Source organism: Acidimicrobiia bacterium, from assembly GCA_036396535.1.
In the GTDB taxonomy this organism is placed as follows: domain Bacteria; phylum Actinomycetota; class Acidimicrobiia; order Spongiisociales; family UBA5794; genus DASWKR01.
Window position 1 is genome coordinate 13,251 of record DASWKR010000058.1, and the last position, 12,593, is coordinate 25,843.

A 12,593-nucleotide genomic window follows, 5' to 3' on the forward strand; every position below is an offset into this window, starting at 1 on the left:
GGGCTGCGACCGCGGATCGGGAGGTTCCGTCGAGCGTGGCAGCGGACCAGGCTCGGCGTCAGGGAACGCGCTCGTACTCCGGTTCGGACGCCTCGTCCTCCACCTCGACCTGCCCCAGACCTGCGAGCGTCTCGATCGTCTCGTAGAGCTTCTCGGGGCGGAACGGCTTGGCGAGATACTCGTCCATGCCCGCGTTGAGGCACCGTGCCCTGTCGCTGTCCATGGCGTGGGCGGTCAGGGCAACGATCGGTGTGTGGATGCCATGGACCGCCTCGTGCGAGCGGATGTGCCCGGTCGCCTGCAGGCCGTCCATCACGGGCATCTGGACGTCCATGAGGATCACGTCGTACCGGGCCTCCTGCGCCGCCGTCACGGCGTCCCTGCCGTTCTCGACGCCGACTGCGGTGTGCCCCCTGCGCTCGAGGAGGCGCAGCGCAACCTGGCGATTCGTCGGGTTGTCGTCGGCAACGAGGACGTGCAGCGCCCTGCGGCGCTCCCTCAGCCAGTGCCGGGTGATCACCGTGTCCTGCTGGGCGGCGCTCGACTCCGGGGCCAGGACGGTCCTCATGACGTCATGGAGGTCGGCGGCCGTGTAAGGCTCGGTCAGATAGCCGGCGACGCCGATCCTCCTGCATTGCGCGGCGTCGCCTCGCTGGCCGGAGCGTACGACGAGGATCACTGGGATCTCGTTGCCGGTCTCCTCGATGAGCCGCTCGGCGATGGCGAACCGGTCGACGTCATCTGCGATGACCATCGCTTGCGGCTTGGCGCCACGCTCCTGTGCGAACGTGACGGTGGCGGCCGCCAGCCCTGCGTCGGCCATGGTGATCGGGGCGAGGTCGACCTGCTGCAGCAGCTCGGAGAGGCGCTGTCGGTCCTGGGTGGTCGCCGCGATGACGAGCACGGGACGCGGCGACACGTCGTCCACGGTCGCCTGGAGCTCAGGCTCGTCGGCCAGCACCCCGAGGGTGGCGGTGAAGTGGAACGTGCTGCCCTCGCCGATCTCGCTGCTCACCCACATCCTGCCATCCATGAGCGCCACGATCTCCGAGGCGATGGCGAGTCCGAGCCCCGTCCCGCCGTGCCTCCTCGTCGACGTCCCGTCCGCCTGTGTGAACTTGCTGAAGATCACGGCCTGCTGATCAGGCGGGATACCGATCCCCGTATCGGCCACCGCGAATCGGAGCACGACGGAGTCGTCGCCCACCGACTCCGGCGAGATGCTGATCCTGATGGTGCCCTGCGACGTGAACTTGACGGCGTTCCCCACGAGGTTCGTGAGAACCTGGCGGAGCCGGCCGGGATCCCCGACCAGCGTCTCCGGAATCGAGAGCGGCACCTCGTGGCTGATGTCGACGCCCTTCTCGGACGCGCTGCTCGTGAAGGACCGCACCACGTCGCTGACGAGGTCGCGCACGCTGAACGCCGCCTCGTCGAGCTCCATCCTCCCGGCCTCGATCTTCGACAGGTCGAGGATGTCGTTCACCAAGGTGAGGAGTGCCTGGGCGGAGATCTCGATGATCTCCAGGTACTCGCGCTGCTCGACGTCGAGGTCGGTTCCGAGTGCCAGCTCGGTCATGCCGATGATGGCGCTCATCGGGGTGCGGATCTCGTGGCTCATGTTCGCCAGGAAGAGCGATTTGGCGACCGTCGCCGACTCGGCAGTCCTGTTCGAGGCGACCAGCTCGTCGACGACCCTGGCCCGACCGACGGCATACCGAACCGCTCGATGGAGGGTCTCGACGTCGAAGTGTCCCGTCGTCAGGTAATCGACGGCGCCGGCGGCCATGGCCGCCTCCTCGGCGCCGTCTTCGTGGTCCGTCAGCAGGATGATCGGCGTCGCAGTGCCGGCGGCAGTGGCCTCGTGAACCAACTCGATGCCCGATCGGGTCCCCAGCCCGGAGGCGACGAGCGCCACGTCGTGGTCGCGGTGGAGCAGCTCCTCGAGCGCTTCGTCGTAGGTGGCGACCCAGGTGATCTCGTATTCAGGCTTCTCGCGGCTCTTCAGCAGCCCGGCTGTGTTCTCGTAGTCGTCTCTGTCGTTCTCGACGAGCAACACACGCAGCGTCGCCGCGGCCACCATGAATCTCCCGTTGTTCGAGTCGCCGTGGGCCGAGAATGGCCCGACCCCCAATACATCCACTAGATCGGCCCCAGGCCCTCGCGTCTTGAGTAGTCATCTTGGAATCGACCGGGGTAGTCACTCCTCGGGTCGCTCCCGCGGCGTGTCGAGCGCCCGTCGCTCCGGTCGAGATGGATCCGGAGGCCAACTCAGCCTGCTTCGGCCATGACCTCGTCCGGGATGTCGAAGTTGGCGAACACCTCTTGGACGTCTTCGAGGTCCTCGAGGGCATCGACCAATCTCAGCACCTTCCTGGCGTTCTCATCGGCGACGGGGACGGTGGTCATCGGCAGTTGCGTCACCTCGGCCTGTTCGACCGAGATGCCGGCGGCATCGAGGGCTCGCCGAACGGCGGCGACGTCGCCGGCCTCCGAGATGATCTCCCACATGCCGTCGGCGGGCCTGACATCCTCGGCGCCGGCCTCGATGGCGGCGAGCATGACGGCGTCCTCGTCACCCTCGGCCAAGACGTAGCCCTTCTGCTCGAAGAGGTAGCTGACGCTGCCCGGCTCGCCGAGGCTGCCGTTGTGCTTGTTGAAGGCGGCCCGCACGTCGGCGGCTGCCCGATTGCGGTTGTCGGTCAGCACGTGAACGAGCAGCGCCACCCCGCCGGGCGCGTAGCCCTCATAGAAGACCTCCTCGTAGTCGACCCCATCGATCTCTCCGGCTCCTCGGGCGACCGCCCGGTCGATGGTGTCCTTGGGAACGGAGGCATCCCTCGCCTTCTGGATCGCAGTGGCGAGGGTGGCGTTGGCGGCAGGATCGGACCCGCCGTTGCGAGCGGCTGCCTCGATCGCCCTGATCAGCTTGGCGAACAGCTTGCCGCGCTTGGAGTCCTGGCGCCCTTTGCGGTGCTTGATGTTCGCCCATTTCGAGTGACCCGCCATGGTCACGCCCTCGCCATGTCGGCCAACATCTCATGGATCCTGGTCTCGGCCGTGAGCTCGGGGTGGAAGGAGACGGCGATGACGGTGCCCTGCCGCACGAACACGGGATGGCGCACCTCCGTCCCCGGCTGCGTCACCTCGGCGAGCACGTCGACGCCCGCACCCACCTTCTCGATCCACGGTGCCCTTATGAACACGGCGTGGACGGGCTCGCCGAAGCCGGCGACATCGAGGTCCGCCTCGAACGAGTCGACCTGCCTGCCGAAGGCGTTTCTCTCGACGACGACGTCGAGCACGCCGACCTGCGGCTGCTCGTCGCCGGTGGTGGCCGCCCCCAAGAAGATCATGCCTGCGCAGGTCCCGAGCACGGGTAGGCCGCCTTCGACGGCTTCACGGATCGGGTCGATGAGCCCGTAGATGCTGGCGAGCTTCCCGATGGTCGTGGACTCGCCTCCCGGGACGATGAGGGCGTCGACCGAGGAGAGCTCTTGCGGGGTGCGCACTTCCCGGCCATCGAGGCCGAGAGACCGGACGACGGCAAGGTGCTCGCGGAAGTCACCCTGCAGGGCGAGCACCCCGATCGTCGGCTCAGTCGCCACGGTCCTGCATGCGTTCGGGAGCCGGGATGTCGGGGATGTTGATACCGACCATGGCCTCCCCGAGGTTGCGGGACACCTTGGCGATCTTCTCGGGATCCCTGTAGAAGGTCGTTGCCTCGACGATGGCACGGGCTCGAACGTCCGGATTGCCCGACTTGAAGATCCCCGAGCCGACGAAGACGCCGTCGCACCCGAGCTGCATCATGAGGGCTGCGTCTGCCGGCGTGGCGATGCCGCCCGCCGCGAAGTTGACCACGGGGAGCTTGCCGGTGTCGGCAACCTCGAGCACGAGATCGTACGGTGCCCGCAGCTCCTTGGCGGCCACCATGAGCTCGTCGGGCGACTTCGTCGTCAGCTCTCGGATCTGGCGGTTCATCTTCCTCATGTGCCGCACGGCCTCCACGACGTTGCCGGTTCCCGGCTCTCCTTTCGTCCTGATCATGGCGGCGCCCTCGCCGATGCGGCGCAGCGCCTCCCCCAGGTCCTTGGCGCCGCACACGAAGGGGACCGTGAACGCCCGCTTGTCGATGTGGTGCTCGTCGACGGGAGTGAGCACCTCGCTCTCGTCGATGTAGTCGACGCCGAGCGACTCGAGGACTTGGGCCTCGACGAAGTGGCCGATGCGCGCCTTCGCCATCACCGGGATCGACACGGCGCCGACGATCTCCTCGACCCGGGCCGGATCCGCCATGCGGGCGACTCCGCCGTGGGCGCGGATGTCGGCGGGGACCCGCTCGAGTGCCATCACGGCCACGGCGCCGGCGGCCTCGGCGATCTTCGCCTGATCGGCGGTGACGACATCCATGATGACGCCGCCCTTCAACATCTCTGCGAGGCCGCGCTTCACGGTGTCGGTGCCGGTGCGTCTTTCGGTGTCGCCCATGTGCGGACTCCTGGGGTCGAGCGGGATGAGACGGAGTCTAGAGCCCAGGCCGGGTGCGCCTGGCGGCGTGCCGCCTCACGACACCCCGTCCGACCAGACCGGCCGGCGCTTCTCCAGGAAGGCGGCGAAGCCTTCCTGGGCGTGTGGCGTCGCCGCCGCGGTCGCCATCAAAGGTTCTGTGACCTGGTACGCCTCGTCTTCGTCCAGCCCGACCTGCCGATAGAATGCGTGCTTGCCGTCGGCGATGACGGCTCCGCTGTAACGAGTGATCGAGTCGACGAGATCGAGCACCGCCTCACGCAACTCGCCGGCCGGGGACACCCGGTTGACGAGCCCCCACGCCATGGCGGTCGGCGCGTCGATCGTGTCGCCGGTGAGGAGCATCTCCATCGCCCGCTTGCGGCCGATCGCCCGAGTGACCGGCACCATCGGCGTCGTGCAGAACAGGCCGATCTTGACGCCCGGTGTCCCGAAACGGGCGTCGTCGGCGGCGACGACGAGGTCGCACGACGCCGCCAGCTGGCATCCTGCTGCCGTGGCGACCCCGTGCACCTGTGCTATGACCGGCTGCGGCGTCCGATGGATGGCCTGCATCGCCCTGGTGCACGCTCGGAACAGCTCGTCGTAGAACTGCGGGGTTCGATCGAGCATCTCTGCCAAGTCGTGGCCGGCCGAGAACGCCTTTCCTGCGCCCTCGACGACGATGGCCCGCACCCGGCTGTCGGAGGCGAGCGCCGCCAGCGCCGCTTCGATCTCCTCGAGCATTGCCAGGCTCATGGCGTTGCGGCGCTCCGGCCGGTTGAGGACGACCCGGCCGACCGGGTCCTGGATCTCGACGATCACATGGTCCATGAGATGCCCCTCGCGCCGTGCCGGCCGAGTGTACCGAAAGGAAGGTGCACGCCCGGTCAGGCCGACCTCGCTCGCTGGTACGCATCGAGGTAGCGGAAGAGCACGACCGGCCGGTCGTAGGCGGCGACCGTGGATGCCGCCCTGGCACGCAATGCCGCCGCAGCGGCATCGTCGGTGAGCAGCCGGGCGATCGCCCGGCCGAGCGCCCCGGCATCGCCGGGAGGGACGAACTGGGCGCCGTCGCGGGCGACGGCCACGAAGGCGCGCAGCCCGGAGGCGACGACGGCGCAGCCGGCGGCCATTCCTTCGGCGACGGTGATGCCGAAGCTCTCTCCTCCGAGGTTCGGCAGCGCCATCACGGCAGCCGACCGGAGCACCTCCCGCTTCTCGTCCTCGCCGATCCTGCCGAGGAACTGCACGCCCTCCGCGTCGTTCCCCGACGCGCCTGCCACGACGAGCTCCGCATCGGGGACCGTGCTTCGCACGATCGGCCACGCCTCGAGCAGGACCCCCAGGCCCTTGCGCGGCTCGTCCCTCCCGAGGAACACCACCCTGGCGGCGTGCCGCTCGACGCGTCCTGAGCGATACGCCGCGACGTCGATGGCGTTCGGGATGATCTCGGCGGCGATGAGCGACGCCACGGCCTCCGCGGCCAGGTCACTCACGGCCGTGGCGACGTCGATGCGCCCGGCGGTCGCTCGCAGTGCCCTGCCCGACAGTCTGAGCGCCCGCCTCACGAGGCGGGACGGGTCGGCGTGGAACGTGCCCACGACGCGGCCGGATGCTCGGACCGCCGCCAGGCCGACGACCGGCATGAACGGCTCGTGCACGTGGACGACGTCGGCGCCGGCGACCGCCTCCCGCACGGCGGCGACGACCCTCGGGTCGATGGCGATGGGGGCGATGGATCCGTTGGCGCGCACCGGCAGCGTCCTCCCCACGAGCCGCGCATCGTTGGGGCCCTCGACGCCGGGTCCGACGAGCCACGCATGGTGGCCCGCTTCCTCGAGCCACGCCACGAGCTTGATCGCTTGGTCCTGGACGCCCCCCGGCCTCCCGAGGTCGTACGGGCACACCACGGCGACCCTCATCCAGGCTCCTCGTCGCTCGGCCAGTTCGGCACGAAGAGATGCCACTGCTCCGGGGCGACCCGGATGATGCCCTCGAGCGCTGAGGCGAACGCCTTGACACCGCCGGCGATCCGCTCCTCTCGGGTCGGGGCGTCCGGTATCACGATCGGCTCGTGGATCACGAAATCGTGGCCCTTGCCCTCCTTGAAGTACGACCCGACGGGAAACAGCGCCGCACCGGTCCGCTCGGCGAGCGCCACCGGCCCGGCCGGCATGGTGGTCTTCTCGCCGAAGAACTCGACCTCGACCCCTCTACCCGTCACGTCGCGATCGGCGACGAGAGCCACCGTCCCTCCGTCACCGAGGCGCCGCATGAGGGCTGCGGTGACCTTGGCGCCGGTCGATGCCACCACGACGTCGATGCCGACGGCCCTCCTGCACTCCACGAACCAGTCGACGATCCGCTGGTTCGAGAGAGCTTCGGCGGCGGCGAGGACCGGGAAGCCGATCGCCTCTGCCTTGGCCCCTGCCGCCTCCCAGTTGCCGATGTGCGGCAAGGCGAAGATGACGCCGCGGCCGGCGTCTCTGGCGGCCGTGGCGTGCTCGACGCCCTCGACGTCGGCGTGCTCGACGAACTCCGCCTTGCGCCGAGGAGTGATCCAGAACAGCTCGGCCCAATACCTCCCGTAGCTGGCGAACATGCGCCTCGACAGCGCGACGACGTCCGCCGACTCGCCGACGACGCGCCTCAGGTGGCGTTGCACGAGCGCTCTCCGTTTCGGGGCGAGATGCCACAGCAGCCGTCCGAGGGCCTCGCCGCTCCTGCGCATGGCGGGCTCCGGCAGCCTGCTGAACACGCCGGCGATCGCACGGTACGCCAGGTAGCCGGGAAGATCGCTCACGACGAGAGCTGCTGCCAGGTGTGGATGACCCGTTGGGCGACGGTGAACGCAGAGAGCACCGCGAAGATCCACAGCATCGGCAGGAGCACGGGCACATCGAGGCCGAAGAGCCCGATGCCGACAAGAGCCAGGATCATGCGCTCCGCCCGGCCCATCCAACCGCCCCGGCCTTCGGCGCCCCAGCTCTCAGCTTTGGCGCGAACGTACGGGGTGAGGAGCGAGAAGGCCAAGGCGAACATGGTGAGCATGAGCGCCGTCTCGTCCGTTCGCTGCGAGAACGCCAGGCCGGTCCAGATGGCGGTCTCGCCGAAGCGGTCGGACATCGTGTCCACGAACGCCCCCCGGATCGATGCCGTCCCTTGGAGCCTGGCCAGCGGGCCGTCGAGGGCGTCGAGCAGAGTCCCGACGCCGGCCACGATCGCCCCTGAGAAGAACCGCCCGGCCGCGATGAGGACCGCCCCCGAGACGGCCACGATGAGGCCGGCGAACGTCACCATGGTCGGGGTGAGCTTGGCCCTTGCCAGCCAGGAAGCGACGGGATCGAGTATCGGTGCGAGCCGGCTGCGGCCCCTCAGGTCGAGCACACGGCCCTCCTTCCGAGGCGGAAACCTACCACGGGCGCACCAGGCGCCTTCGCCCGACCCGCCCGCCGGCGCCCGATTCGGGCAGGCTCCCCGCAGTCCCGCGCGACCGCCGTGTATACAATCGGCTCAGCACGTTGTCGAGCTGGAGGGAGCGTCACCCGGCGATGGATCAGGCAAAGGTCACGTTGCAGCTCCCTGACGGCGAACACGACCTCCCCGTCGTCGAGGCCTCCGTGGGCAGTGACGCCATCGACATCTCGCGGTTGCGCTCGGACACGGGCCTCATCACCTACGACCCGGGCTTCGCCAACACGGCGGAGACCCTCAGCTCGATCACGTACGTGGACGGCGACGCCGGGACGCTTCGGCACCGCGGCTACGAGATCGAAGACCTGGCGGTGAGCTGCACCTTCCTGGAGGTGGCGTATCTGCTCCTGTTCGGCGAGCTGCCGAACCGGGCGCAGCTCGACGAGTGGACGAGGAGCATCCGCAGCCACACGCTCCTCTCCGAGGAGATGAAGCGCTTCTTCGATGCTTTCCCGCGGAGCGCCCACCCGATGGCGATCCTGTCGTCGGCGACGAACGCCATCTCGACGTTCTACGAGTCGTACCACGACCCGAAGAATCCCGACGGCGTGGGTGAGAGCGCCAAGCGCCTCATCGCCAAGATGCCGACGATCGCAGCCTGGGCATACAAGAAGTCGATCGGCCAGCCGTACGTCTATCCGCGCAACGACCTGACGTACGTCGAGAACTTCCTCCACATGATGTTCGCCCTCCCCGTCGAAGACTTCAAGGTCGACCCGGTCGTCGCCAAGGCCCTCAACGTCCTGCTCATCCTGCACGCCGATCATGGCCAGAACTGCTCGACCGCGACGGTGCGGTTCGTAGGGTCGAGCCAGGCGAACCTGTTCGCCTCGGTCGCGGCGGGCATGAACGCCTTGTGGGGACCGCTCCATGGCGGCGCCAACCAAGCCGTCGTCGAGATGCTCGAAGAGATCCACCTCGACCCCGCCGCCACGGTCGAGAGCGCCATCACCCGGGCCAAGGACAAGGACGACCCGTTCCGCCTGATGGGCTTCGGTCACAGGGTCTACAAGAACTACGACCCGAGGGCGAAGATCCTCAAGAAGTTCGCCGACGACGTGCTCGCCACCGTCGGCGAAGACGACCCGCTCCTCGAGATCGCCAAGAAGCTCGAGTCGACAGCACTCGAGGACGAGTACTTCCACGAGCGGAACCTCTACCCGAACGTCGACTTCTACTCGGGTCTCATCTTTCGGGCGCTCGGCTTCCCGATGCGCATGTTCACGGTGCTCTTCGCCATCGGGAGACTCCCCGGCTGGATCGCCAACTGGAAGGAGATGAGCGCCAACCCGGGCAACCGCATCGGCCGTCCCCGCCAGGTGTACACCGGGCCTGTGCAGCGGGACTTCGTTCCGATCGCGGACAGGTAGCCGACGGCGCCGGTCAGTCGTCGGCTCGCTCGACGATCGCCTCCGTGTACGTCTCGACGACCTCGCCCGACAAGGCGTCGACGCGGACCAGCCCCCGCTTCGTCGGCGGATCGTCCGCCGAGAACACGAGCACGTTCCACACCGGTCTTGCTCGCCAGCCTTCGAAGCTCATCGCAGCCGAGGCATGCCCGACAGGAAACTCGGTCGCCCGGTTGGCCGTCTCGAGCGCTCGGTCCTCTCTCACGGCGAGGTGCCATGCGGTGATCGCGTGGTACGCCGCCAGGGCCCCGAGGCCGGCGGCTGCCACCCCCATCCCGCCGGGGAGCCCCACGGCGATCCCCACCGCGACGAGCAGAGCAGCCCCGAGGTACACCAGGCCTGCGCTTCGCCTCCTGGCAGGCTCGGGGACTGCGTACGGTCCGTAGACGTCCGAGTCGAGATCCTCCGGCACGGCGGCATCCGCCGCCACGTCGTTCGGGATCTCGAGCCGCGGGATGCGCTTGTCGGTCACGACGCCTCTCGCTGGGGCTCCATCGCCTCGCGGTAGGCGACCTCGTCGAAGGAGCGGGAGCCCTTCTTCTCGTGCCAGCGGTCCCATGTGAAGAGCATGGCTGGCAGGACCAGGACGGCGGCGAGCAGCGCCAGCAGGATGGTGTAGGCGGTGACGAACCCGAACTGCCGGAACGGGATCGTCGTCGACGTCACCAGGATCCCGAAGCCGGCGATGGTCGTGACCGCCGACCCGGCGAGCGCCCCGCCTGTATGGGTCAACGTCGACTTGATCGCATCCGCCGACGACTCGAACCGCACCCGCTCCTCCAGGTAGCGGTGCGTGATGTGGATCATGTACGGGATGCCGATGCCGATGGCGAGCGCCGCGATCGTGGCAGTGACCGGCCCGAACGGGATGCCGAACAGCACCATGAGGGTGAACGACAGGACGACGACGAGCACGACGGGAAGCGTCGTGATCACTCCCAGCATGGGCCTGCGGGCCTCGTACCAGAAGTTGGCGACGAGGAGCACGAGGGCGGCCAACAGGGTGAGCAGCAGCGACGACACCTGAGAGTCCCGCAGCGTGGTGACGACGACGTCGCCGATGATCTCGTCGGACGTCGCCACGACCGAGAGGCCCTCGCCGGACATCGGAGCGAAGTCTGCGAGCACGTCGTCTCGCAACTGTCCGGCTCCGGCCTCCCCCGCCTGTGTGGTGACGTCGAAGAGGAGCCCGTCATACGAGTCTCCCGAGCGATTGAGCACGGCAGCCATCCCGTCGGGCGCCGCGGTGTAGGCCGCGTCGTATATCGCGGCCACGTCGGCCCCATCGCCGACCGTGAGGTCCTCACCGGCGCCGGCGGCCTCGAGCGCAGCGCCGACGCCCTGGTCGAACGTCGGGGATCCGTCGGCGGCGAGCGGAGCGATCGCCGCCAGCGGCGAGCTCGCATCCGGCTGTCCCCCGAAGGTCACGACGTTCGGGGTGTCGAGCAGGTTGCCGTTGGCGACGACCATGGCGTTCCAGGCATCCACCGTCGCGACGTCGCCCTCGACGAGGACCTGGGTGCTCTCGCCGAAGCCGCCCCCGAAGTCGATGAGGAGGGCCTCGAACGTCTGCCGCAATGGTGACGTGGTCGGGATGAAGTCGATGAAGCTGAACCTCGTCTCGAGCTGGGTGACCCCGTACGACCCGATGACCCCGAGGACCAGGGCAACGACGAGCGTCGGCACTGCCAATCTGGTCGCCAGCCCCGACGTGCTACCGATGACCCGCGGCAAGGTCTTCGACTCACCGCCGACGAGGCTGGCCCGGTCGAGCCTGTCGCCACGCTCGGCACGCCTGTCGAGCAGCTGGCGGACCGCCGGGACGAACGTGAGCATGAGCAGGAACGAGAACACGATCCCGACTGCGGCCAGGAGCCCGAACTCCCGGAGCGCCGGCAGGTCGTTGGCGACGTTCGTGAGGAAGCCGACGGCTGTTGTGATCGTGGCAAGGACCAGGGCCACCCCGACCGTACGCACCGCGGTGGACATGGCGGCGTCGACCGACGCCCCTCTCGATACCTCGTCCCGGTACCGGGTCGTGACGTGGATCGAGTAGTCGACGCCGAGACCGATGAGCAGGATCGGCAGGATCTGGGTCATCGGGCTGGCGTCCGTGAACATCAGATAACCGACGCCGTTCATCCACTGGATGGCGATCACGATCGTCACGAACGTCACCACCGTGTCGGCGACCGTTCTACGGAGGCGGTTCGAGGCGACCGACCACACGATGAACGTGGCGACGACGATGAGCGCCACGGAGCCGAGCAGGGCGTTCGAGTTCCAGTCCTTCCATGCGTCCGGGAATGCGCTGTCGAGCACCGTCGCCAGCGTCGGCAGGATCGAGACGATGGTGGCGGCCACCATGGCGACGATTCCGATCCTGATGAGCCACACGTTGCGGGCCCGCCGTGGCGTCACGAGGAAGACGAGGGCGAGGACGAGGAGGATGATGAGGGCGGCGGTCGCGAAGAGCCGAAGGATCTCCGTCTGGAACTCGTCCTCGTCGGCGAACAGCAACTCGAACGAGAACGGCTGGGCGGAGAAGCCGTCGGGGACCTCCACCGCCTCTATGTCTGCGGCGACCTCGGCCGACAGGTCCACGAACGGCTCGATCTCGAGGCGAGCTGCCGCGTTGTGGAAGAGGAGGACGAGACCCGTGTCGCCGGTCGGCGCCCTGGGGTCGGAGGATGCCGAGAGCAGCTGCGTCATCAGCCCTGCCTGCTCACCCGGCAGCTCTGCGACTGCCGACAGATACGCCTCACGCAACTCGTCATCGCTTTCCGGAGCCGGGGACCCCTGGGCGATCGCCTGCTCGACCGGTGAGAGGAAGCTGACGATTCCCGGCTGCTGCGGATCCTGCACGAGGTGTTCGGCGAGCGGCCCGGATTCGACTGCCTCTCGGACCGCTCGAACGGTTGCGAACCCCTCCGTGGAGAACAGGTCGGCGCCGTCGGGTGCGCTGACGATCACCTGCATCACCCCGACCGACGAATCCTCTCCGAAGAGCTCGGAGATCCGGTCGACGGCCGCCAACTCCGGCGCATCGGGGGCGAACGAGTCGTTCGAGTCCTCTTCGGGCTGGAACTGGCCTGCAAAGCCTCCGAGAACGGCGGTGAGCACGAGCGTCACCGCGATGACGATCCAGGGGAACTTCCTCACTGCCGTGGCCAGTCCGTTGACGAGCGTCTTCAAGAG

General features: G+C 68.4%; 11 protein-coding genes. 1 reads left to right on the forward strand and 10 read right to left on the reverse strand.

The window, feature by feature from the left end:
- Positions 1-58: 58 nt before the first annotated feature.
- The 8 genes from VGC47_10455 to VGC47_10490 form a co-directional block, all read right to left on the reverse strand.
- The gene (locus tag VGC47_10455) at positions 59-2,083 is read right to left on the reverse strand and encodes a response regulator (protein ID HEX9855727.1); all 2,025 of its coding nucleotides are present in this window, start codon (positions 2,081-2,083) and stop codon (positions 59-61) included.
- A 188-nt stretch (positions 2,084-2,271) separates the two neighbouring features.
- Positions 2,272-3,009, reverse strand: a complete 738-nt coding sequence (locus tag VGC47_10460) for a YebC/PmpR family DNA-binding transcriptional regulator (protein HEX9855728.1) — start codon at positions 3,007-3,009, stop codon at positions 2,272-2,274.
- 2 nt (positions 3,010-3,011) lie between these two features.
- Positions 3,012-3,608 (reverse strand): pyridoxal 5'-phosphate synthase glutaminase subunit PdxT, encoded by a 597-nt coding sequence (pdxT, locus tag VGC47_10465; GenBank protein ID HEX9855729.1) that lies wholly within the window; start codon positions 3,606-3,608, stop codon positions 3,012-3,014.
- Complete coding sequence (gene pdxS, locus VGC47_10470; protein HEX9855730.1) at positions 3,598-4,491, reverse strand: pyridoxal 5'-phosphate synthase lyase subunit PdxS; 894 nt, start codon at positions 4,489-4,491, stop codon at positions 3,598-3,600. Before pdxS ends, pdxT begins: the two co-directional genes overlap by 11 nt.
- A 75-nt stretch (positions 4,492-4,566) precedes the next feature.
- Positions 4,567-5,343 carry an enoyl-CoA hydratase gene (locus tag VGC47_10475; GenBank protein ID HEX9855731.1) on the reverse strand — a complete coding sequence of 259 codons (777 nt, stop codon included), beginning with the start codon at positions 5,341-5,343 and terminating at the stop codon, positions 4,567-4,569.
- Between the two features lie 56 nt (positions 5,344-5,399).
- On the reverse strand, positions 5,400-6,434 hold the full coding sequence (locus tag VGC47_10480) for a glycosyltransferase family 4 protein (GenBank protein ID HEX9855732.1): 1,035 nt from the start codon (positions 6,432-6,434) through the stop codon (positions 5,400-5,402).
- On the reverse strand, positions 6,431-7,315 hold the full coding sequence (locus VGC47_10485) for a phosphatidylinositol mannoside acyltransferase (GenBank protein HEX9855733.1): 885 nt from the start codon (positions 7,313-7,315) through the stop codon (positions 6,431-6,433). Before VGC47_10485 ends, VGC47_10480 begins: the two co-directional genes overlap by 4 nt.
- On the reverse strand, positions 7,312-7,899 hold the full coding sequence (locus VGC47_10490; GenBank protein HEX9855734.1) for a CDP-alcohol phosphatidyltransferase family protein: 588 nt from the start codon (positions 7,897-7,899) through the stop codon (positions 7,312-7,314). Before VGC47_10490 ends, VGC47_10485 begins: the two co-directional genes overlap by 4 nt.
- 164 nt (positions 7,900-8,063) lie before the next feature.
- Here VGC47_10490 and VGC47_10495 point away from each other — a divergent pair, with 164 nt between their 5' ends.
- Positions 8,064-9,356, forward strand: coding sequence for a citrate synthase (locus VGC47_10495; GenBank protein ID HEX9855735.1), 1,293 nt, complete (start codon positions 8,064-8,066; stop codon positions 9,354-9,356).
- 13 nt (positions 9,357-9,369) lie between these two features.
- Here the strand turns inward: VGC47_10495 and VGC47_10500 are convergent, their stop codons facing one another.
- Complete coding sequence (locus VGC47_10500) at positions 9,370-9,867, reverse strand: hypothetical protein (protein HEX9855736.1); 498 nt, start codon at positions 9,865-9,867, stop codon at positions 9,370-9,372.
- Entirely contained in the window at positions 9,864-12,590 is a 2,727-nt protein-coding gene (locus VGC47_10505) for an MMPL family transporter (GenBank protein HEX9855737.1), read from the reverse strand. The genes VGC47_10500 and VGC47_10505 overlap by 4 nt, the downstream gene beginning before the upstream one ends.
- Between the last annotated feature and the right edge of the window lie 3 nt (positions 12,591-12,593).